The following is a 20,876-nucleotide window of genomic DNA, read 5'->3' as shown; positions in this document are numbered from 1 at the left end:
GGTCAGGCCGTCCCACCGGCCTCGCCGGTTCGCAGACCGCGGCGGAGGGCGTCGAGCTGCTCGGCGATCATGCGGCGGCTCACCTCGGTCCGCGGGGCCAGTTGGGCCGCGCCGTGGAAGGCGCCCGGGAAGTGGTGCATCTCGGTGGGGACGCCCGCGGTGATCAGCCGCTGGGCGTAGGCCAGGTCCTCGTCGCGCAACGGGTCGAACTCGGTGGCCGCGATGTACGTGGGCGGCAGTCCGGCCAGGTCCTCCGTCCTGGCCGGGGCGGCGTACGGGCTGACGCCGTCGCCGCCGCGCAGCCCCTTGCCGCCGAGGTAGTGGTCCCAGCTCCGTTGGGCGTTGCGGCGGTTGAAACCGGGGGTGTCGGTGAAGGCCCGCATGGAGGCGGTGGCGAGGCGGTCGTCCAGGATGGGGGCGCCGAGGTACTGCATGCTCAGGGCGGGGCCGCCGTGGTCGCGTGCGTACAGGGCGACCGCGGCCGCGAGGTTCCCGCCGGCGCTCTCACCGGCCACCCCGATGCGGTCGGGGTCGACGCCCAGTTCGTCGGCGTGCCCGGCCAGCCAGCGCAGGGCGGCGTAACAGTCCTCCAGGGCGGCCGGGTAGGGGTGTTCCGGTGCGAGGCGGTAGTCCACCGACACCACCACCGCGCCCACCTCGGCGGCGATGCGGGTGGTCTCGTTGTGGAAGAAGTCCACGAGCCCGATCACGAAGCCGCCGCCGTGCACGTACAGCAGGCCGGGCAGCTTGCCTTCGTGGCCCGCCGGCCTGTGGACGTGCACCCGGACGTCCGGGGCGCCCTGCGGACCCGGAACGGTGACCTCGCGGAAGTCGACCGGGACCGGCGGGGTGTAGGGATCGGCTTCCATCAGGGCCGCTTCCGCCCGCATCCGCGCGACTTCCGCGTGCCCCTCCGCCTGGGCGAGCCGGGACATCCTCCGGGTGAGTTCCGGGTCGAACGGGAAAGCCAACGTCAACTCCTCTTGCGTACCGTGCGCCACGCCAAGCCTGACTAGCGTTGCCAAAGTCAGGGCGGATTCTACGCAGCAAATCCTTGCTCGGTCAAAGATCTCGTGGGCTCCTGCGGGCGCCCGCCGGCGATGTGCCGGCCCCCGCTCGCGGCTCGCGCGAAGGGTTTGCGAGAGTGTCCGCGTGCTGATGGATCCCGAGAAGACGCTCTTCGTCCGCGGTGCCACGCCTGTGCTCCTGCTGGCCGACGCACCCGTCCACGACGCCCTGCCGCCCCTGGTCGCGACCGGCGGGGCGGTGCCCCTGTGTGAGGGCTGGAGCGTCTTCCCCCGGCTCACCTTGTGCGTCGTGGACGGGCCCGGCGACCACGGATGCGTCGTACCCGTCCTGGCCGCGCCGGTGTTGGGCGGGCCTGACGATGGTGCGGCGTCGAGCGGGATGGCCGACTGGTGCCTGGACGTCGAACAGGCCGGTGGGGCGGTCGTCCTGTCGGTGGATCAGCTGCCGGACGCGCTCGACTGGCCGGTCCTGCTGTCCTCCGGCGTAGCGCGTGGCGGCTTCATGCCCGCCCTGACCTGACGGCGGCCGGCCGTCGAGCCCGCGAGGCCCCCGCGGCGGTCCTCACTCGAACGAGGGCCACCGGCCGGCGGCCCACTCGCGCCATCCCGGCCACCCGGCGGGAGGGTCGCCCACGTCCTCGCCCGCGAGTTCGGCGGCGTCGGGCTCCTCGAACAGCGCCCGCCATTGCAGGAGGTCCGCCTCGCTCATCGGGAAGGTCCGTTCCGGTGTCGTGGCCTGGCGCCGGGCGACGCGCGCCCGTTGGGTCTCGTGGTCCACCGGTACGTACACCAGGCGACAGGACCCGCCCGCGGATTCCGCCAGGCGGCGGATCGCCGACCTCTCGTCACGCGACCAGCACCCGAAGTCCAGGACCACATCGGTCCCGAGCGCCAGCGCCTGCAGCGCGAGCCGCAGCAGCAGCCCTTCCAGCACGTCGCGCTTCCCGTCGGCCTCGGATGCGCCGAACAGCGGGATCATCCACTCGTCCGGCGTCAGGCGCAGCGCGCCGTGTTCCCCGGCGAGCCGCCGGGCCACGGTGGTCTTCCCGGCCCCGGGCAGGCCGACCATCAGGAACAAGGAGGTCACCCGGAGATCCTGCCAGGGGAGGGACGGGGTGGGGCCATCGGTGGCACGGCATGCGACCCCCATGGACCTAACGTCCGGCGTGCCGCCTGCCGGACGGCGCCGCAGGGCGTCACGCTGCTGCCGTGATCGGCCGTGCGGTGGACCGCCCGTCGCGACGTCCGGCTCGCAGGCCGCACATCCCCACGAAGGGCCTCAGACATGTCCGCTTCCCCCCTCGGCACACTGTCCCGCTCCGGCTCCCACGCCACCGCCGAGTTCGGCGTCCCGCCGTACGTCCATGACGCCGGGCTGCTGCTCCTGCGGCTGGTGCTCGGGCTGACGATGGCGGGCCACGGAGCCCAGAAGCTGTTCGGCTGGTTCTCCGGGGTGGGCCTCGACGGCGCAGGCCGCGTCTTCACCTCCGGCGGCTACCCGGCCGGGAAGGCGATGGCGGTGCTGGCGGGGCTCAGCGAGGTGCTCGGGGGCGTGGGCCTCGCCCTCGGGCTGCTGACCCCGCTCGCCGGGGCGGCGGTGGTGGGCGTCATGGTCAACGCCGTCGCCGTGAAGTGGGGCGGCGGGTTCTTCGCCCCGACGGGGGTGGAGTACGAACTGCTCATCGCCGCGCTGTCCACCACGCTCGCCGTGGGCGGCCCCGGCCGCTTCGCGTTCGACCGGCACCTTCCGGGCGTGCGCGCGCACCGGGTGGGCCACGGCGTCTCCGCGGTGGTCCTCGGCGTGGTGCTCGGCGTGTTCGTGCTGCTGTTCCGCAAGTGACCGGGGACGGCGGCGGGGTCCGCGCGCGTGGGGCCCGTCAGTCGTCCGACGGGCCCTCTCGCGCTGCGCGCTATGCCGCGGCGGCGGCGGTGAGGCGCTCGGCGACCTCAGAGGCCGAGGGCATCGCGGCGATCTCGTCACGCAGGCGCTCCGCCGCCGCGGTGAACGCGGGCTCGGCGAGCACACGGCTGACCGCGGCGGTGACCGCTTCCGGCCCCTGCTCGCCGATCGGCATCGCCACGCCCGCTCCCGCGGCCTGGAGCCGGAACGCCTGACGCTGCTGTCCGGCCGCTCCCGGGACGACGACGGCCGGGATCCCGCGCGCCGCCGCCCCGAACGTGTTGCCGGAACCGCCGTGGTGCACGACGACCGACACGCCGTCCAGCAACTCCGCGGCCGGCACGAAGGACACCAGCTCGACCCTGCCCGGCTCCAGCCCGAGGTCGTCGACCGGGGCACCTCCCGTCGTGGCGACGAGGTCGACGTCCAGGACGCTCAGCGACCGGAGCAGCGGACCGAGCGCGGAGGCCCTGCCGGAGACGGTGCTGAGGCTGACGAGCACCCGGGGCCGGCCGGTACCGGGGACCCTGGCCGCGCGCGGCGTGCCCTCGGGGCCCTGGTGGGGCTCCGGCCGCAGCGCCATCCGTTCGAGGGGCGGCAGAGCCCCGCCGCGCTGCAGGCCGGGCGGGCAGAGGTCCACCAGCCAGCGGCCGGACGGCGCGTGGGCCGGGGCCTGCAGACCGCGGTCGAGGTAACGGGACCGCGCCGTCGCGGCCAGGGCGTCCAGGACCTCGGGCTCCAGCGCCGGGTCGATGCCCATCACCGCGGACGGCACCTTGAGCACGGCGGCGACCAGCGGCCCCACGAAGTCGCAGTGCTCCGACACGACCAGGTCCGGCTCCCACGTGCGCGCCTCCGCGAGGGCCTCGTCCACGGAGAGGTCGACGCGTGCCCCGGCGAAGAACTCGGCGACCAGCGCCGGCGAAGGATTCGACGCCATGTCGACACCGCTGCGGCGGGACACTTCGGCGATCGCCACGTCGACGGTCGGACCGGCGGGGATCAGCTCAAAACCCTGCGCCTCGACCGGGCCGGCCATGGCGGCGGCGGAGACGAAGGCAACGGTGTGCCCTTGCGCGCGCAACGCCCGGGCGAGCGGCAGCAGGGGCAGGAAGTGGCCGGTCAGGGGGGTGTTGAACATGAGGATGCGCATGGGTATCGAGATCACCTGTGTGCTTGTGCCACGTGCGTGGCCGCGGTGGGCGGACCGTCGTCGCGGTGCGACTCCCCGGGCCGGCGTGCTGCCGTGGACCCGGAAATGATTGTCGGCACAAGTATATGGGGGCTACTTGCCGAAGCAAGCAGGTGCCCTCCGGATCGCTCGTGGACACCGCCTGTCAGACGGGCCTGTGATGATCGGCACATGATCGAAGCCGACGACCCGGCCGATGACCTGGCCGACGACCTGGTGGTGCGCGCGGCGGCGAAGGCCGGGGCCACCACCGGGACCTTGCCCGCGCCCGCCCGGGCCGCTCAGGTGGCGGAGGCCGAAGCCCTGCTGGGCTTCGCGATACCGCCGTTGCTCGCCCGCCTCTACACGGAGGTGGCCAACGGCGGCTTCGGGCCCGGGTACGAGCTGTTCCCGCTGGTCGGGCAGGGGTGCAGCGCGGTGGGCGCGTACCAGGCCCAGCGGGCGGAGTCACAGGCCGCGGCCTCCCCGCACTGGCCCGAGGGCGTACTGCCGATCCTCGACTGGGGCTGCGGCATGTACGGCGCGGTGGACTGCCGGAGCGCGAGCGGCACCGTCCTGATCTTCGAGCCGAACGCCGACACCGGTGACTGGTCGGACGGCTGGTTCGTCGACGAGCGGACCCTGGCCGACTGGCTCGGGACCTGGCTCGCCGGCGGCGGCTGGTACCGGCTGGACGGCCACGGCGACGACGAGCTCCCGGAACCCGGCAGGTGGGAGGAGGCGGCCACGCGGCTCGCCGCCTGAGGGCACGCCGCGGGGGCGCGGTTCTGTCCCGTGTCCCCGCGGTCGCGGTCGGCCGGTGCCGGGGCGGTCGGGTCAGTAGCGGGCACCAACGGGGGCCGGTACGGCGTCGAGGCCCGGCGACATCACTCTGGGCCACCAGCCGATGCAACCGGACGGCACCCCTGGTCACCGTCTGGTCACCCACTACGCCGAGGAAGGGTGCCGCGACCACGACGCGACGGTCCTCCTCGACATGATCGGCACCCGGCGGGACCCCGCGACCGCGGGTCAGGGCATCGGCCTGCCGGCCCCGCCCCGTCGGCGGGACATCCCGCGGTAGACCGTCCAGCAGCTCACCAGGACCAGCAACGCCCCGGCGACGGGCCATCCGATGGACCCGCCGTCGCGGTACTCCCGTACGCCGGTGAAGAGCAGGAGCCCTGACGGGATCAGTCCCGCCCAGTCGATTGCCCTGCCCATCTCCTGAGGGCCGTCCGGTCGATCATGCCCGGATCATACGGTCGGCGCGTGCGTCCGGCGGAGCCGGATCCGGATCCGCCTACTGCTCGATGAGGCGAAGGGCCCCGATGATCGCGAGCGTCGGGCCGGCGATCGTGAAGACCGAGCCGACGATCTTCGTCTTGATGCGCGAGGCCTTGCGTGTGGCCGAGGTCGGTGCGGGCACCCATCCGTAGGCGTCATGGGCGTCCTGCTGTGATTGCTCGTCGTACGCCACCCAGAAGCGGGTGTGCCGGATTCCGAGCAGGCCGAACACGGTCATCCCCAGGCCCATGAGCAGCATGAAGACGGCCTCACCGCGGGGTGACATGGGCGCACCCGCGAGGACTGCTGCGAACTCGTGCACGATGGCTCCTCGAGCGGCGTCGGGTTCGGGCGGCTGCGCGCTGCACGGGGCAGGGGTGCGGTGCTACCTCGTGCGGAGGCGTTGCCGCAACTGGCGGGTCTTCTCCACGGTCGCCACGGCCGGCATCAGCCTGCCCACCGTCGTGGCGGAGTCGATCAGGTCCTCAGGACCTCCGAGGAGGTGGGCCAGGCCCCATCCGGCGAGGGACAGCGCCGGCCAGACGACGAGCACGGTGACGGCGAGCCGGCGCCGGAACGGGGTGGTGCCGGCCATGGGGGCGAGGGTATCGGCCGATCCGCAGGCCGGACCGCGTGTTCGACCGGACCCCTGCGATCCGTTCGCGCAGCTCGTGCGCCGGATGGCTCCGGTTGCGGGCTGTGGGGGATGCGGACAGCATGTTGCGGGGGCGAAAAGCCCGGCTCGCTTCACCTGTGGCACTGGCGGTGGCCGTTCCCGTGGTGCCCGCCGCACTCCGCGCCGCCCGGCGAGGCCGGCACCGGCTCCACCGGAGACCGGCGCCCTGGGGCGGTGATGCCGTCACCAGGAAAGGAACCTCCCCATGTCCACCACCGTCATCCAGCACGTCCTGAACCGGCTGCGGGACATCGGCGTGCGTCATGTCTTCGGCGTCCCGGGCGACTACGCCTTCCCCGTCAACGACGCCATCTCCCAGCACCCGGACATCCAGTGGATCGGCAGCTGCAACGAGCTCAACGCGGGGTACAGCGCCGACGGCTACGCCCGCGTGCACGGTGTGGGCGCGGTGAGCACCACCTACGGGGTCGGCGAACTCAGCGCGATCAACGCCATCGCCGGTGCGTACACCGACCACCTGCCCGTGTTCCACCTGGTCGGCATGCCCAAGATGCCCGTGCAGGCGCACCACTCGGTCGTCCACCACACCCTGGGCAACGGTGAGTTCGACCTCTTCCTGAAGATGTCCGATGCTGTGGTGTGCGCGAGCGCGATCATGACGCCGCAGAACGTCGCGTCCGAGACCGAGCGGCTCATCGCGGCGGCGGCCTACCACCGCCGCCCGGTCTACATGGCGTTCCCCGCCGACCTGGCGGAGATGCCCGTGGTCGGATCGGCCCAGCCGATCCCCGCACCCGCCAGCGATCCCGAGCAACTGGACGCCGCCGTGCGGGCCGTCGCCGACATGCTCGGCCGGGCCGAGAGCGCCTGCGCCCTGCCCGGGGTGCTCGCCGCCCGTTCCGGCCTCGGACCGGAACTGCAGCGGTTCCTGGACGCCACCGGGATGCCCTTCGCCACGATGATGGCCGACAAGGGCGTCCTGAACGAGGAGCAGTCCGGCTACTGCGGCATGTACGACGGCAAGCTCATGAACGAGGGCGTCCGCCGCTTCGTCGAGGGCAGCGATGTCGTCGTCCTGGTCGGTGCGCTGATGCACGACTTCAACAGCGGCGCGTTCACCGCCGACCTCGACCCCGGTCGCACGATCGACATCCGCCACCACCACGTGAGCGTCGACGGCATGACCTACCAGAGCGTGGAGATGAAGGACCTGCTCGTCGCGCTCACCGAGAAGCTGCCGCGCAAGCAGTGGCCGCACCTCGAGGCCCGGGTGACCCGCATGGCCCCGGCAGGAGGCAGCGGCGGCGACTCCATCACCGCCGAGAACCTCTACCCCCGCTGGGAGGACTTCCTCAAGCCGGACGACATCCTGGTCGCCGAGACCGGAACGGTCTCCATGGGCCTGGCGTTCGCCCAGCTGCCCAGCGGTGCCACCTTCCACAACCAGACCCTGTGGGGCTCGATCGGCTGGGCCACGCCCGCCGCCGTCGGCGCGGCCGTCGCCGCCCAGGACGGCCGGCGCGTCGTCCTCATCACCGGCGAGGGCTCGCACCAGCTCACGGCGCAGGAGATCAGCCAGTTCGGGCGGTACGGGCTGCGCCCGGTGGTGTTCGTGCTGAACAACCACGGCTACCTGATCGAGCGTCTGCTGTGCAAGCACCCGGACATCGCCTACAACGACCTCGCCAACTGGCGCTACGCCGAACTGCCGAAGGCCCTGGGCTGCGAGGACTGGTTCACCGCCCGCGTCTCGACCCTCGCCGAGCTCGACCAGGCCATGGACGCGGCGGCGAAGGCCGGCACCGGCTGCTACATCGAGGTCATGACCGACACCTACACCGCTCCGCCGCTGGCCAACCAGCTCCACGACAACATCGAGAGCCTCTACGCCGGCTGACCTGCCGTCAACCGGCGGGCGGCTGCGGCAGAATCAGAAGTCGTGGCCCAGCAACGTGATCCAGCCGATCTCTTTCCCGACATCGCGAGTCGGGGCGGTCTCGCCCAGGCACTGCGAGCCGTGGCGGAGGGGGAAGGTTACTCCCTCCCCGTGACCGCCCCGTCCGCGGACGTGTTGACCCACGCCGCCGTCGAGAGCAGGTTGCCGCACCGGGGTGCCCTGCGGATCAACGCGTCGGAGTTCGCGCGGGAGTGGTGGATCCGTGGCGGAGAGGCGTCGCAGGGCGTGCCGCTGATCTGGGGACGCGCCGCGGAGCTGGGGCAACTCGCGAGGGCCGCGCGGGCCTGGCACGAGGGCGGGTCATTGAGCGACATCCGCCGGGTCGCGCCCTTCGTGCTCATGACCGGCCGGTTCGAGGTGCCCGACGGCGATCCCGTCCGGCTGGCCGAGTCCGAGTGGCAGGGCCTGCGCAAGGAGGCGGGGGAAGTGGCCGTGCCCGGATACCGGGCGCTGGTCGAGAGGGCGTACGCCGAACCGGCTCTGAGGGGTCTGTACCCCTTCAGGGACAGGTGGGTGCTGTACTTCTCGACCACCACCCGCCCGGACCTGACCGTCACCGGGCCGTGCCTGCGCGCCTATGACGTCGACCGGTTCACGGTCCGCGGAGCCTTCGCCGACCGGGACGTCCTCACCGAGACCGCCACCGCGCGGGATGCGGTGGCGGTCGCCGTCCGGCATCTGCCGAGCGGACTCGGCCCCGTCACGTCCGGGGCGCCCCGGTAGCCGCCCGCCGGCGCCGTCGGGACCTATCCGGGCCACCGCTCAGGACCGCAGCAGCTCCGCGGCGCGTTCCGCGATCGCGTAGACGGTGGCGTTGGTGTTCGCGGAGGGGATCGAGGGGATGACGGAGGCGTCGGCGACCCGCAGGCCGTCGACGCCGTGCACGCGCAGGGCGGGGTCGACGACGGAGCCGTCGTCGTGGCCCATCCGGCAGGTGCCGACGGGGTGCATGTACGAGCACAGGGTCCTGAGCGCGTGGTCCCGCAGGCCGGCGTCGTCCGTGACCTCGGGCCCCGGCAGGACCTCGTGCCCGCGCCACTCGGCGAGCGCGTCCGCCTGACCGATCTCCCGCGCCAGGTGAAGCCCCCGGACCACGGCGGCCAGGTCCCGCTCGTCGCCGTAGTAGTCGGGGTCCACGAGCGGCAGGACGTCCGGGTCGGCGCTCGCGAGGCGGACGCTCCCGCGGCTGTGGGGCCGTATCGAGGAGACGGAGATGGTGTAACCCTGCCCCGCGGCGGGCGCGGCGGGCGCGTCGGGGACGGGGATGTGCCCCGCCGCGTCGACGAAGAGCACCTGGAGGTCCGGGCCGTCGAGCCCGGGCCCGCTGCGCACCAGGCCGTACGCCTCGCCGTGGTTGTTGGCGCCCTCCGGGACCGGACGGGCAGCCCGGTAGATGAGGTTGGCGATCGGGTGGTCGTGCAGGTTCTCCCCGACGCCCGGGAGGTCCACCACGACGTCGATGCCGGTACGGCGCAGGTGCCCCTCGGGGCCGACTCCGGAGAGCATCAGCAGTTGCGCCGATCCGATGGCGCCCGCGGTGAGGACCACCTCGCCCGAGCACCGGACGAGCGATACGGTGCCGTCCCTGGCGCCGTACTCCACCCCGCTGCACCGCCCGCCGCCGATGTGCAGCCGGAGCACCTGGGTACCGGTCACCACGGTCAGGTCGGGACGGTGCAGGACGGGGGCCAGGTAGGCGTCGGCGGCGCTCTGCCGCCTGCCGTCGACGACGTTCAGGTCGGACCAGCCGAATCCCTCCTCCGCTCCGCCGCCGATGTCGGTCGCGCGCCGGTGACCGGTCTCGGCCGCCGCGTCGAGCATGGCCGCCACGACCGGGTTCGGGGACTCGGGGAGCCCGACGGTCAGGGGGCCGCCGACCCCGCGCAGGGCCGGATCCCGTCCGGAGAGGTTCTCGCTGCGCTTGAAGTAGGGCAGCAGCCCGTCGAACCCCCAGCCCTCCAGTCCGGCTTCCGCCCAGGCGTCGTAGCTGGAGCGGTGGCCGCGGAGGAAGTTCATCGCGTTGATGGCGGATCCGCCGCCGAGCGTGCGCCCGCGGGCGAGGGGGACGGTGGTGCCGCTCGCCCGCTGCCGGACGGTGGTGTCCCCCCAGTTCGCCGACGTCCGCAGCAGGGCCGGCCAGGCCGGGGGCGAGGTCATGTCGGCCGAGGTCTGCGCCGTGCCCGCCTCCAGCAGCAGGACGCGTGAGCCCTCGGGCTCGGACAGCCGTGCCGCGATCACGCAGCCGGCCGTCCCGCCGCCGACGACGACGTAGTCGTAGCTGTCGGTCATCGATGTCCCGTCCGTTCCTGGTGAGTCGATCGTGTGCCGTGCCCAGAGGGGCAGGTCATTCGGCGATGGGGTAGCGCGGCGGCCGGGAGCCTTCGATGGTGATCCACTGCAGTTCGGTGAACTCCTCCAGGCCGGCGCGCCCGCCGGACTTGCCGTAGCCGCTGTTCTTGACGCCGCCGAAGGGCATCTGCGCCTCGTCGTCGAGCGTGCTGCCGTTGATGTGGCACATGCCTGCGTTGATGCGCTTGGCGAGGTCGAGGGCGAGGGGGATGTCCCGGGTGAAGACGGCCGAGGTGAGCCCGTAGTCGTTGTCGTTGGCCACGAGCAGGGCCTCCTCGGGTCCGTCGACGGAGATGACGCCGACGACGGGGCCGAAGGACTCCTCGCGGTAGACGCGCATGTCCGGGGTGACGTCGGCCAGTACGGTGGGCGCGAAGCACGGACGGTCCGAGGTCCCGCCGGCCAGGAGCCGTGCGCCGGCCGTGACCGCGTCCAGGACCAGGTCGGACAGCCGATCGATGCTGTCCGATCCGACGACCGGGCCGAGCACGGTGTGCGGGTCGCGCGGGTCACCGCAGGTGACGGTGGCGGCGACGGCGGCCAGGCGCCGGGTGAACTCCTCGGCGATGCTGCGGTCGACCAGGATGCGTTCCGTGGACAGGCACGCCTGGCCGGAGTTGGCGAAGGCGCCGAAGGCCGTGGCGCTGATCGCCCGGTCGAGGTCGGCGTCGGCGAGGACCAGGACGGGCGCCTTGCCGCCGAGTTCGAGGATCGCCTGCTTCATGTGCGCGGCGGCCCGCTGCGCGATGATCCGGCCCACCCGGCTCGAACCGGTGAAGTGCACCCGCCGTACGGCCGGGTGGGCGATCAGCGCGTCGACCACTTCGGGGCCGTCCTCGGGCGCGTTGGTGACGAGGTTGTACACCCCGTGGGGCAGCCCGGCCTCGGTGAGGCACTCGGCGACCAGGCCGTGGGTGCGCGGGGTCTGCTCGGACGCCTTCATCACGACGGTGTTGCCCACGGCCAGCGCGTACGGGACCGAGTTTCCGACGAGCAGCGCCGGGGCGTTCCACGGGATGATGCAGGCGACCACGCCGACCGGTTTGCGGATCGCGATGGAGGTGCGGCCGGGTGCCTCGGAGGGGATGAGCTCGCCGGTGAGGCCGTCGTGGACCGCGCTCGCGGCGTAGCGGAACTTCTCGGCGAGGGCCGAGGTGTTGTAGTGGCCCCATGGGGCGGGGCCGCCCATCTCGACGGTGATCGCCTCGGAGATCTCCTCGGCTCGCGCTTCGAGTGCGTCGGCCGCCGCCCACAGGATGCGGCGGCGTTCGTTGGGCGGCAGCGCCGCCCAGGCGGGGAAGGCACGGTCGGCGACATCGGCCGCCCGCAGGACGTCCGCCGAGAGGGCAGCTGCGGCCTGGGAGGCGATGTCGCCGGTGAACGGGTCGCGTGCGGTGAAGGTGTGCGTGCCGGCGGCCTGTTGCCAGACGCCGTCGATCAGCAGTTGCTGCACGGTGTTCTCGCCGGTGAGGGTCACGGGTGGTTCTCCTGCTGTGCGGGGGGCGGTGCTTCGTGCGCAGTACGGCGCGTGGAGGTGGCGCTGGGACCGGTGGTGCCAGAGCGAAGGGTGTTGCCGATCGGACGGGCCTGCTGGATGCGGGGCCCGGTCAGCGACGCACGGGGTGGCGTCGTGCACGTCGGCGGTGTCGCCGAGGGTTCCCGGTGGCGTGGGGCGTGTGTCGTGCTCCGGCTCGCGGAGCGGGAGTTGGCGACCGCCCGCCACCGGCCTCGGTGCGTGCGCGGGGGCTCCGAGGACGCCTCACGTGCCGGTGGGGCGTCGGAGGCGGTGGCCTCCCGCAGCGTCCGGAGGCCCCCGGCCGGTGCTATTGAAGGATGTCCGTGCAGCGTAGCGCTGATAAGCCGCAAGGTGCAATAAGTGCTAACATTTTTGTATAAAACGGACGCGGGTGACGTCGCGCCCTCGATCACGGCGAAGAACCCGCCCCCGGCGGCAGTTGCTGGTCGACCCAGACGAGTTTGCCGTCCGGAAGGTGGCGGGCCCCCCAGGCGGGGGACAACTGCGCGACGAGGAAGAGCCCGCGGCCGTGTTCGTCGGTGGCGGTGGGGCGGTGCGACAGCGGGTGACTGTGGCTGGAGTCCGAGACCTCGCAGGTCAGGACCGCGTGCCGGATCAGGCGCAGCCCGATCGTCCGGTCGTTGTCGCAGCCTCCGCCGCCGTGGACGACGGCGTTGGTGACCGGCTCGCTGACGATCGGCCCCGTGGACTCGGCCAGGTCGTCCAGCCCCCAGCGGGCCAGTTGGCGGGTGACGAGCGACCGGGCACGGCTGACGACGGCCGCGTCGCCCCGGGGCCCGTACGTCACATTCCGGCGGCCTGCGTCGTCGTACCTCTGTGGAGGCGCACGCCTTCACGGGATGTGCGGATCGCGACCATAGGCTGTGTCTATCGACGCCTTCCGATATCCGTCTTGGACGTCACGGCGCGCTCGTCCATAGCATCCAGACATGGCACTTACCCCCCGGTCGGGGCCGGGCCCTGGGCCGCGGAACGGCCGCGAACGGTGGGCTGACATGACCACCTATGAGGAGGCTTCCATGAATTGGCGCGACGCCGCCGCCTGCAGCGGGGAGGATCCGGAACTCTTCTTCCCGATCAGCGGCAGTGGCCTGGGCATGGCGCAGATCGACGAGGCCAAGGCAGTGTGCCGGCGGTGCCCCGTCATCGCCCGGTGCCTGGAGTGGGCGGTGGAAAGCGGCCCCATGGAAGGCATCTGGGGCGGCACCACGGAGAGCGAACGGCGTGCGATGCGGCACCGCGCCACCCGTGAACGACTCAGAGGGGCGAGCGGAACCGCCGCCTGAGCCGCCCCACACGACGGCTCGCCGGTTTCCGTCACCGCCTGCACGAAGGAAGCACGACACTCATGGAGGCCCTGCGCCGCCGCACAGGTGTCTCCTCGGCCAGAGGAACTCATGCTCATGCGGGGCAAGGACGCGGGGCGACCGGGCACCCTCCCGAACCCGGCGCTGAAGGACCGGCCCATGCTGATGGCGCTGGCCTTCAGGATGCTCGGATCGACGCACGACGCCGAGGACGCCGTCCAGGAGACCTACGCCCGCTGGTACGCGATGTCCCCCTCGGCCCGCGCCGGCATCAGGTCCCCCACGGCCTGGCTGGTGCGCGTGGCCGGCCGGATCTGCCTGGACCACCTCGGCTCCGCCCGCGTCCGCAGGGAGAGGTACACGGGCGAGTGGCTGCCCGAACCGCTGCCGGACAGCTCGGCGTGGAGCAGTGTACGGACGTCCGCGCACATGGGCGACCCCGCTGACCGGGTCGCCCTGGACGACTCCGTCACCATGGGGATGCTCGTCCTGCTCGAGGCCCTCACGCCGGCGCAACGCGTGAGCTTCGTCCTGCACGACGTCTTCAAGGTGTCCTTCGTCGAGATCGCCGCCATCGTTGGCCGCAGCGCGGAGAGTTGCCGCGCGCTGGCCGTGGCGGGCCGCCGCGGCATCACCTCCGCGCGCAGGCACGAGGCGGATCAGCAGGAGTACCGGCGGCTGGTCCGCGAGTTCAAGCGGGCGTGCCAGACCGGCGAACTCGACCGCCTGATCGCCCTGCTGGACCCGCAGGTCACCACGCGGGCGGACGGCGGAGGACAGGTCCGTGCCGCTCTCAAGCCCATCCACGGAGCGGCCAGGACCGCCCGCTACCTCATCGGCGCGTCCCGTAAGGAGGGCCGTCTGGCCACGGCCCTCATGACCCTGGAGAACGCCGGTCACCGCCCTGCACTGGTCTGCCGGGTGGACGGAGCGGTGGTCGCCGTCGTCACCCTGCACGTCGCCGGATCGCGGATCACCGACGTGTGGATCACGCTGAACCCGGACAAGCTGGCCGCCTGGGCCTAGGGGCTGTCTGTCGTCACACCTCGGTCAACGCCCACCCGGGATCAGGGCTGGTCGGCCCCCGGGAGGTCTGCGGTCAGAGGGGTGTGTCAGAGGGGTGTGTCAAAGTCTGCGCATGCTCGAGATCGTGGTGAAGACGGAGAACCGGGAGCGGCACGTCCGTGTGTCCGCCGAGGAGCTGGCTGGGCTGGTCCGGCACATCGGTGGTGACGGTGACCGGTTCCTGGTGGTCCAGCGGATACCCGACCTGCCTGACGTCTTCGCCCAGGTCTGGCACGAGGCCGGTGGTGACTACACGCTGGAGCACCGGGACGGTGCCGCCGACCGGCACTTCCAGGCGATGGCCGACGGGCCCGAAGCCGTGGTCGCGGCGATGACCGGCTGGGCCAGCCAGGAGGCCGGTTGGGACGGTGGTCTGGGCTGGTCGCTCCTGGACATGGGCCCCGTCCCCGAAGTACCGCCGCTCGGCCTCGACGAAAACGAGCGCGTGGAGTTGGAGGAGCGCGTCCGCGAGGTGCTGGTCGGCGGCTACGCTTCCCGCGCCGAACTGGCCGAGCTTGCCGAGGAGTACCTGGTCACCAAGGACCGTCGGCCCGTCTCGCGCGAGCAGGCGGAGGCGCTGGCCGACCGGTTGTGGCTGGAGCGGGTCGCGGAGCAGACCGCATGGCAGGGCGAGACCGACCCTGAGCGACTCACCCGCGCGTTCGCCTGCCCTGCAGGAGGCCGGCATCACCGCCCGTGAGAACTTCACCTGCTGCCGCAGCTGCGGCCAGTCCGAGATCGGCGACGAAGGCAGGCCGGACGCCCGCGGCTTCGTCTACTTCCACACCCAGTGCACGGACTCCGCCGCGGCCGGTCACGGACTGATGCTCCTCTACGGGGGTTTTGACGGCTCGCCCGAGACCACTGCAGCCATCGGCCACGAGGTCGTGGCCGCCCTCGAAGCGGCCGGCCTCCACGCCGTGTGGGACCGTGACCCCGACCGGGCCATCACCGTCACGCCCCTGGACTGGCGCCGCCGCCTGGTCGGTTAGGGACCGGCGTCAAGGATCACACCCACATCAGGTGTGAGCCGAGGGTGACAGCCGCCCGATATCCCCCCGCCTTCGCTGGTCAGTGCTCGATGCCGTGCCGCACCTCCTCCTCGGTGGGCTTGGCCACCTGTGACGCGGGCCCGTAAAAGGCGTGCGACAGGCGCATCCGCAGGCGTTCGCGGCGGGTCCGCCGGGGCGGGAGCCCGTTCGGGTCCTCGTCGGGGCCGGGGTACAGGGGCCGGTACTGCTCGTGGGAGCCCAGGACGTGACGCCGGGCGGCGTCGAGGGGCCGGTGGACCTCGACGTACTCACCGTGGGGCAGCCGGCGGATCACGCCCGTCCCGGCGCCGTGGAGGAGTTCGTCCTTGTCGCGCCGCTGCAGGCCCGGGCAGATGCGTTTGGTGACGACGAAGGAGACCACCGGGACGACGAACACCGCGACGCGGACGGCCCAGGTGACCGCGTTGATGGAGAGGTGGAAGCGGGTCACGAACAGGTCGTTGCCGCCGCCCGCCAGCAGGCAGAAGCAGAGGCTCAGCCAGGCGACGACGAGCCCCGTGCGCACCTCGCCGGCCGGGTGGACGGCGTGACGGCGGCGGTCATCGGTATCGACCTCACCGAGGAGGGCCGCATCGGCCGGATCTGGCTCATGATGCAGCCGGACAAGCTGCACGCGTGGCGCAACAGGGACGGCGGATGACGACTCCTGGTGGAAGGAGGTTTCCGGACCTCCGGGAAAGGCGGCGTGCCAGTTCCAAGTCGTCGGCGAACAGCCGGGCCCGCGCAGCCTCACATCCGGGATCTCAGCACGTCGACCTCGCAGCCCGGCGCGAACGGGTCGAAGCCGTGCTCGATCAGCCAGCGAACCACCAGCAGGCTTCGCAACGACCACCACGCGTGGATCACGTCGAGGTCGACGTCGGTGCCGTAGCCGGCGACGACGTCGTCGAGGTGCTCCTCGTGTCCGAGCGTGAAGGTGGCGAGGTCGTACAGGGCGTCGCCCTGGCCCGCCTCGGACCAGTCGATGATGCCCGTGACCTCGTCGCCGTCGAGGAAGACGTGCGCGATCTGCAGGTCGCCGTGCGTGAACGCCGGAGTCCACGGCCGGAGCGCGGCCTCGGCGACCCGGCGGTTGCGGGTGACCAGGTCAGCGGGCAGGAGGCCGTTCGTCACGAGCAACTCGCACTCGCCGTCGAGTTCCGCCGCCAGCGCCACGAGGCTCCGGCCGGCCCCGCCGGGCCGGGGCGGCAGCGGCGCGTCGTGCAGCTTCCGGATGGTGGCGCCCGCCGCGGCCCACGCCGCCGGTGACCCGGTCGACGGCCCGCCGAGGCGCCCAAGCGTCGTCCCCGGGACTGCGGCGATCGCGAGCACGGGCGGCTTGCGCCACAGGACCTCCGGGGTCGGGACCGGCGCGAGGGACATCGCCTCGACCTCGACGTCGATGCGCGCCTGATCGGCGTCCACCTTCAGGAACACGTCGCCGACGCGCAGGGTCGCGCGCTCGGAATGGGCGACGACGACTTCGACCTCATCCATGGGCGACCAGTATCCCGGGGGTGATCGCCGACGTCGCCGGGTTCGTCGCGTGCGATGACGCGGCCGGCGGCGTCCCGACACCGATCCGGGGTGTCACACATGCACCGGGTGATGGGTCATGGGGACGAAGGAAGTTCGTGACCACGGAGAACGGCCGTGGAAAGGCCATGCCGGGCGCCCGTTGTTCGCACACGTCCCGGCGTGAAGTTCACCCCGTGGAGGGGCCCGATGTGTCCGTGTTGCCGCGCATGTGCATGCGCCGCGGCCGGATACTGCGCATTGGCGTTCATGCCCTGCGGCCATGAAGAAGGAGTTTCCCGATGGTTGATGAGCCGATCCTGGTGCTTGCCGCAACCGGCGGACAGGGCAGGGCCGTGACCGACGCGTTGCTGGACCGCGGGGCCAGGGTGCGGGCGATGGTGCGGGATCCCGCGCGGGAGGCCGCGCGGCGGCTGGCCGATCGGGGCGTCACCGTGGTGGCGGGCTCCCTGAACGACGGCGCTTCCCTTGCCGCGGCGATGGACGGGGTGGCGGGGGTCTTCGCGTTCACCACGCCCTTCGAGGCCGGCGTGGACGCCGAGGTGGCCCAGGGGCGGGCCATCCTGACCGCCGCCGGCGCGACGCGCGTACCGCATCTGGTGTTCAGTTCGGTGGCCGGTGCCGACCAGGGGAGCGGCGTACCGCACTTCGACAGCAAGGCCCGCATCGAAGCCGAGCTGGCCTCCGGCGATGTGCCCCACACGATCCTGGGGCCGACGTACTTCTACGACAACGCCCTCGGCGGCGCGGAGCGCATCCGCGGCGGCGTGCTCGACCTGCCGCTGCCCGCCGACAGGCCGCTGCAGCAGCTCGCACGGGCCGACCATGGCGCGTTCGCGGCCGAGGTGCTGCTCAACCCCGCGCCGCCCTACCTGGGGCGGCGTATCGAACTGGCCAGCGACGCACCCACGCCCGCGCAGATGGCGGACGCCCTGTGCGCGGCCCTGGGGCGGGACGTCCGGCACGAGCGCGTACCGCTGGAGGCCATCGGGAACCCGGACATGCACGCGATGTGGACCTTCCTCAACGGCCCCGGCTACCGCGTCGACGTCCCCGCGCTCCACGCGGCACATCCGGAGATCGCCTGGACCGGCTTCGCCGAATGGGCGCAGGCCGCCTTCGCCCCCGCCCACTGAGCCCGGGCGCACGGCCAGGCCACGACGCCCCAGCCGGTCACACGTCCGGTAGGAGGAGCCAGACTTCGGAGAGGGCGAGACCGTGCTCGTGGGTCGTCACCCCGCACGGACAGCCCAGCCGGATCAGGCGCCAGTCGCAGGTCACCGTCCACGGGCCGTCCCGGCCTCCGCACGCCGGGCAGCCGACGGTCTCGGCCGTCCACACCCCGGCGGCGGGTCTGCCGTGACGCCGGAAGCGGCCCGCGTACCGGACCTGCCAGGGCCGGACCGGTGGTGTGTGCGGGGCGGTCCCGGGCGGGCCCGCCGAGGCCAGCGCGGCGAACAGTTCGGTCAGTTCGGGGAGCAGGGCCTCGCCCGCGTCGGTCGCCGGCCGGGTCCGTCCGCCTGCCGTCCCCGCCGGGGACCCGTATCCGGGCGCGGCCGCTGCCACTGGTGGGTTCGGGGTGGCGTACCACGGCAGGAAGGCCCGGGCGACGGCGGCGAGGAGAGCGGCCGCGCGCGGGCTGACGGCGCCTGCGTCGAGGTGGTGGAGGGTGGTGCGCAGGACTCGTTGGAGCCGCCGGTCCCGGTCCGTGGCGCGGGTCCGGGCGGTCGCTTGCCGCCGGGCCGGGAGCGGCGCCGCAAGACGGTCCAGGACGGCCGTGGCCGCTGCGGAGTCCGCGGGGGCGGGGCGCCACTCCCCGGCCGTAAGGAGCCGCCGTGCCTGCCCGGCCTCACGGGCCAGGGCGCGAGTCGACAGCGGCCACGGACCGCAGGTTGCCTCGTGAACCTCGTGAACCTCGTCCCCGCGCGGCACGGCCTTGTCTCCGCCTTCCCTCGTTCCCGGCGCTGACGCGACGTGGGTCCTTCCCTATCCGTACGCGCTGGACGTGTCCAGCTCCGTCGTCCAGTCCGGGACACGCCGGGGCGCATCCCAGTCGTCCTCCGGCCGATCGCCCCCGGGGCCGCCCCGTACGGCCGGTCCCGGGCGATCGCGTCCTTCCGCTACAGCCCCGGGCCGCGCCGCCGCCTTGCCGCTGGGGCTCTCCAGGTCGCTCCTGCCGACCCATCAGCAGCGGTGCGACCAGCAGCGCGACGGCCGCCATGGCGATGATGACGTGGTGCGGGAGGTGCGCCGGGCGCTGATGGGTGATCAGCTCGTCCGCGGCCCGGCTTCCGAGGTGCCCTGAGCCGGGCCCTCGATGTCGTCGGTCACGCGTCACCTGGGCCAGACGGGTAAGACGGCAGCCATGAGGATCGCTGGCGGCGCAGTCCCGCCACGGCTGCGGTGGTTGCTGCTGCTGCCCGCGCAGTGGGGGCTGCTGGTGGCGCTCGGAGCGCTGGTGACCGGCCCCCTGGCGGACCGGTGGCCGCTGTCGGCGGAGGACGGCGTCGTCCGGTCCCTGTCCGCGCACCGTACCGGCGCGGGCGTCACCGTGGCGCAGGGGCTGTCACTGGTCGCGGGTACCCAGGGCGTGATCGCCGTGACGCTGCTGTGCGCGATGGCGCTGCTCGTACTGCCGCGCACCGCGCGGCGGGCCGAGGCGTACTTCCTGGCCTGCGCGGTGGCGGCGCAGTCGGCGGTCTTCGTCCTCGTCACCATGTGCGTGGAACGGCCCCGCCCGGACGTCCCGCACCTGGAGCTCGCACCGCCGACCTCGAGCTTCCCCTCCGGGCACGCGGGGGCCGCGCTCGCCCTGTACGGGGGCCTGGCCGTGCTCGCGGCGCGCGGGCCGCGCCGTCCGTGGCGGCTTCCGTCGGTCGTCCTGCTGCTGTGCGTCCCGGCCGCGGTGGCGGTGTCGCGGCTGTACGCGGGCATGCACCACCCCAGTGACGTCATCGGCGGTCTCCTCAACGGCGCCTGCACCCTGTTCGTGACGACCCGCGCCCTGCCGCCGGCCGGCGGACGGCAGGGCCGGACGACCGGCCCCCGCTCCCGTGGTGGGGGCGGACGCCGGGCCGTCGTCGTCCGGCACCCGCATGCCTGCCCCGGAGAACTGGCCGACGAGGTGCGTGCCGTCCTGGACCGCCACGGCTACACCGACCAGCGGTGGACCCTCACCACGGCGGAGCGCCCCGGCGGGGAACTCGCGGCACTGGCCGCGGTAGCCGGCACCACGCTGGTCGTCGTGTGCGGCGGTGACGGCACCGTACGCGCCTGCGCCGGGCCCTTGCTGGGCACGGACACCGCCATGGCCATCGTGCCCTGCGGCACCGGCAACCTGCTGGCCCGCAACCTCCACCTGCCCATGGACCCGGCCGTGGCCCTGGAGCAGGCACTGACCGGGCGGACCACCCGCATCGACGTGGGGCGGGTGCACGGCGACGGGCTGCCCGCGACCTGCTTCACCGTCATGGCGGGCGCCGGCTTCGACGCCGCCATGGTCCGTGACGCCTCCGTCCGGCTCAAGGCGCGCCTGGGCTGGAGCGCCTACGTCCTGTCGGGGGTCGGCCATCTCACCGACCCGCGCATGCACCTGGCGATCCGTCTGGACGGCGGCCCGGAACTGCCGCGCAGGGCGCGGATGGTCCTCATCGGCAACGTCGGCGTCCTCCAGGGCGGCCTGCCGCTGCTGCCCCGGGCACGCCCCGACAGCGGATGCCTGGACCTCGTGCTGCTCAACCCCCGTGGCCTGACCGGATGGGCGGCCGCCGCGGGGCACCTGGCGGTACGCATGCTGCCGCACCGCCCGGGGCGCCGCGGCGGCGACACCGTGACCGGCGCGCCCGTGGCCCGCGGGGCGCTGGAGTACTTCCAGGCCCGGCGGATCGACATCGGCTTCGCCACGTCCCAGGCACGGGAACTCGACGGGGACGTCGTCCCCGACGGCACCCGGCTCACCGCCGAGGTCCAGCCGGGAGCGCTCGCCGTCCGCCTCCCCGCCCCCACTACTGCACCCGCCACCGAGCGTGCCCCGCGGCACGACGACCGAGCCGTCACCCCCGGCGGCTGAGA

Annotated in this window: 21 protein-coding genes and 1 pseudogene; 10 read left to right on the top strand and 12 right to left on the bottom strand. The window is 73.0% G+C overall.

The window, feature by feature from the left end:
- Positions 1–2: 2 nt before the first annotated feature.
- A complete protein-coding gene (locus tag ACFYYN_RS14290) occupies positions 3–971 on the bottom strand; it encodes an alpha/beta hydrolase (protein WP_500546014.1) in 969 nt (322 codons plus the stop codon).
- A gap of 187 nt (positions 972–1,158) precedes the next feature.
- Here ACFYYN_RS14290 and ACFYYN_RS14285 point away from each other — a divergent pair, with 187 nt between their 5' ends.
- Positions 1,159–1,548, top strand: a complete 390-nt coding sequence (locus ACFYYN_RS14285; RefSeq protein WP_500546180.1) for a hypothetical protein — start codon at positions 1,159–1,161, stop codon at positions 1,546–1,548.
- Positions 1,549–1,590: 42 nt separating this feature from the next.
- Here ACFYYN_RS14285 and ACFYYN_RS14280 read toward each other — a convergent pair whose 3' ends face one another.
- Positions 1,591–2,115 (bottom strand): P-loop nucleotide/nucleoside kinase family protein, encoded by a 525-nt coding sequence (locus ACFYYN_RS14280; RefSeq protein WP_500327029.1) that lies wholly within the window; start codon positions 2,113–2,115, stop codon positions 1,591–1,593.
- A 198-nt stretch (positions 2,116–2,313) separates the two neighbouring features.
- On the opposite strand from ACFYYN_RS14280, the gene ACFYYN_RS14275 reads away from it, so the two are divergent.
- Positions 2,314–2,868: a DoxX family protein gene (locus ACFYYN_RS14275; protein WP_500546013.1), complete on the top strand. Its 555-nt coding sequence runs from the start codon at positions 2,314–2,316 to the stop codon at positions 2,866–2,868.
- Positions 2,869–2,938: 70 nt separating this feature from the next.
- Here ACFYYN_RS14275 and ACFYYN_RS14270 read toward each other — a convergent pair whose 3' ends face one another.
- The gene (locus tag ACFYYN_RS14270; RefSeq protein WP_500546011.1) at positions 2,939–4,096 is read right to left on the bottom strand and encodes a glycosyltransferase; all 1,158 of its coding nucleotides are present in this window, start codon (positions 4,094–4,096) and stop codon (positions 2,939–2,941) included.
- A gap of 195 nt (positions 4,097–4,291) precedes the next feature.
- Between ACFYYN_RS14270 and ACFYYN_RS14265 the strand changes: the two genes are divergently transcribed.
- Positions 4,292–4,864 carry an SMI1/KNR4 family protein gene (locus ACFYYN_RS14265; protein WP_500546010.1) on the top strand — a complete coding sequence of 191 codons (573 nt, stop codon included), beginning with the start codon at positions 4,292–4,294 and terminating at the stop codon, positions 4,862–4,864.
- A gap of 267 nt (positions 4,865–5,131) precedes the next feature.
- On the opposite strand, the gene ACFYYN_RS14260 is transcribed toward ACFYYN_RS14265, so the two are convergent.
- From ACFYYN_RS14260 to ACFYYN_RS14250, 3 genes are all read right to left on the bottom strand, one after another.
- Positions 5,132–5,323 (bottom strand): hypothetical protein, encoded by a 192-nt coding sequence (locus ACFYYN_RS14260; protein ID WP_500546009.1) that lies wholly within the window; start codon positions 5,321–5,323, stop codon positions 5,132–5,134.
- Positions 5,324–5,402: 79 nt separating this feature from the next.
- Positions 5,403–5,708: a hypothetical protein gene (locus ACFYYN_RS14255; protein WP_500546008.1), complete on the bottom strand. Its 306-nt coding sequence runs from the start codon at positions 5,706–5,708 to the stop codon at positions 5,403–5,405.
- 63 nt (positions 5,709–5,771) lie between these two features.
- Positions 5,772–5,981 (bottom strand): hypothetical protein, encoded by a 210-nt coding sequence (locus ACFYYN_RS14250; protein WP_500546007.1) that lies wholly within the window; start codon positions 5,979–5,981, stop codon positions 5,772–5,774.
- Between the two features lie 286 nt (positions 5,982–6,267).
- On the opposite strand from ACFYYN_RS14250, the gene ACFYYN_RS14245 reads away from it, so the two are divergent.
- Together ACFYYN_RS14245 and ACFYYN_RS14240 are read left to right on the top strand one after the other, a co-directional pair.
- A complete protein-coding gene (locus tag ACFYYN_RS14245; RefSeq protein WP_500546005.1) occupies positions 6,268–7,920 on the top strand; it encodes an alpha-keto acid decarboxylase family protein in 1,653 nt (550 codons plus the stop codon).
- 150 nt (positions 7,921–8,070) lie between these two features.
- The gene (locus ACFYYN_RS14240; RefSeq protein WP_500546004.1) at positions 8,071–8,703 is read left to right on the top strand and encodes a DUF6193 family natural product biosynthesis protein; all 633 of its coding nucleotides are present in this window, start codon (positions 8,071–8,073) and stop codon (positions 8,701–8,703) included.
- A gap of 39 nt (positions 8,704–8,742) precedes the next feature.
- On the opposite strand, the gene ACFYYN_RS14235 is transcribed toward ACFYYN_RS14240, so the two are convergent.
- The 3 genes from ACFYYN_RS14235 to ACFYYN_RS14225 form a co-directional block, all read right to left on the bottom strand.
- Positions 8,743–10,269 (bottom strand): GMC family oxidoreductase, encoded by a 1,527-nt coding sequence (locus tag ACFYYN_RS14235; protein ID WP_500546003.1) that lies wholly within the window; start codon positions 10,267–10,269, stop codon positions 8,743–8,745.
- Positions 10,270–10,324: 55 nt separating this feature from the next.
- Positions 10,325–11,806, bottom strand: coding sequence for an aldehyde dehydrogenase (locus ACFYYN_RS14230; protein WP_500546002.1), 1,482 nt, complete (start codon positions 11,804–11,806; stop codon positions 10,325–10,327).
- Between the two features lie 448 nt (positions 11,807–12,254).
- Positions 12,255–12,653 carry an ATP-binding protein gene (locus ACFYYN_RS14225; RefSeq protein ID WP_500546001.1) on the bottom strand — a complete coding sequence of 133 codons (399 nt, stop codon included), beginning with the start codon at positions 12,651–12,653 and terminating at the stop codon, positions 12,255–12,257.
- Positions 12,654–12,885: 232 nt separating this feature from the next.
- Between ACFYYN_RS14225 and ACFYYN_RS14220 the strand changes: the two genes are divergently transcribed.
- The 3 genes and pseudogenes from ACFYYN_RS14220 (at position 12,886) to ACFYYN_RS14210 (ending at position 15,230) form a co-directional block, all read left to right on the top strand.
- A complete protein-coding gene (locus ACFYYN_RS14220; RefSeq protein ID WP_500546179.1) occupies positions 12,886–13,152 on the top strand; it encodes a WhiB family transcriptional regulator in 267 nt (88 codons plus the stop codon).
- A 117-nt stretch (positions 13,153–13,269) separates the two neighbouring features.
- The gene (sigJ, locus tag ACFYYN_RS14215; RefSeq protein ID WP_500546000.1) at positions 13,270–14,199 is read left to right on the top strand and encodes an RNA polymerase sigma factor SigJ; all 930 of its coding nucleotides are present in this window, start codon (positions 13,270–13,272) and stop codon (positions 14,197–14,199) included.
- A 112-nt stretch (positions 14,200–14,311) separates the two neighbouring features.
- Positions 14,312–15,230: pseudogene (locus ACFYYN_RS14210) on the top strand (DUF6891 domain-containing protein).
- A 79-nt stretch (positions 15,231–15,309) separates the two neighbouring features.
- On the opposite strand, the gene ACFYYN_RS14205 reads toward ACFYYN_RS14210, so the two are convergent.
- Positions 15,310–15,795 (bottom strand): hypothetical protein, encoded by a 486-nt coding sequence (locus ACFYYN_RS14205; RefSeq protein ID WP_500545999.1) that lies wholly within the window; start codon positions 15,793–15,795, stop codon positions 15,310–15,312.
- A gap of 224 nt (positions 15,796–16,019) precedes the next feature.
- Positions 16,020–16,766, bottom strand: coding sequence for a phosphotransferase family protein (locus tag ACFYYN_RS14200; RefSeq protein ID WP_500545998.1), 747 nt, complete (start codon positions 16,764–16,766; stop codon positions 16,020–16,022).
- A 320-nt stretch (positions 16,767–17,086) separates the two neighbouring features.
- Here ACFYYN_RS14200 and ACFYYN_RS14195 point away from each other — a divergent pair, with 320 nt between their 5' ends.
- Positions 17,087–17,941, top strand: a complete 855-nt coding sequence (locus ACFYYN_RS14195) for an NmrA/HSCARG family protein (RefSeq protein WP_500545997.1) — start codon at positions 17,087–17,089, stop codon at positions 17,939–17,941.
- Positions 17,942–17,978: 37 nt separating this feature from the next.
- Here the strand turns inward: ACFYYN_RS14195 and ACFYYN_RS14190 are convergent, their stop codons facing one another.
- Positions 17,979–18,737 (bottom strand): hypothetical protein, encoded by a 759-nt coding sequence (locus ACFYYN_RS14190; protein WP_500545996.1) that lies wholly within the window; start codon positions 18,735–18,737, stop codon positions 17,979–17,981.
- Between the two features lie 433 nt (positions 18,738–19,170).
- Between ACFYYN_RS14190 and ACFYYN_RS14185 the strand changes: the two genes are divergently transcribed.
- Positions 19,171–20,874: a bifunctional phosphatase PAP2/diacylglycerol kinase family protein gene (locus tag ACFYYN_RS14185; RefSeq protein ID WP_500545995.1), complete on the top strand. Its 1,704-nt coding sequence runs from the start codon at positions 19,171–19,173 to the stop codon at positions 20,872–20,874.
- The last annotated feature ends 2 nt before the right edge of the window (positions 20,875–20,876 follow it).

The organism is Streptomyces sp. NPDC001902 (genome assembly GCF_042891295.1).
Taxonomy (GTDB): domain Bacteria; phylum Actinomycetota; class Actinomycetes; order Streptomycetales; family Streptomycetaceae; genus Actinacidiphila.
This window is presented reverse-complemented; position numbering and strand designations above follow the sequence as displayed.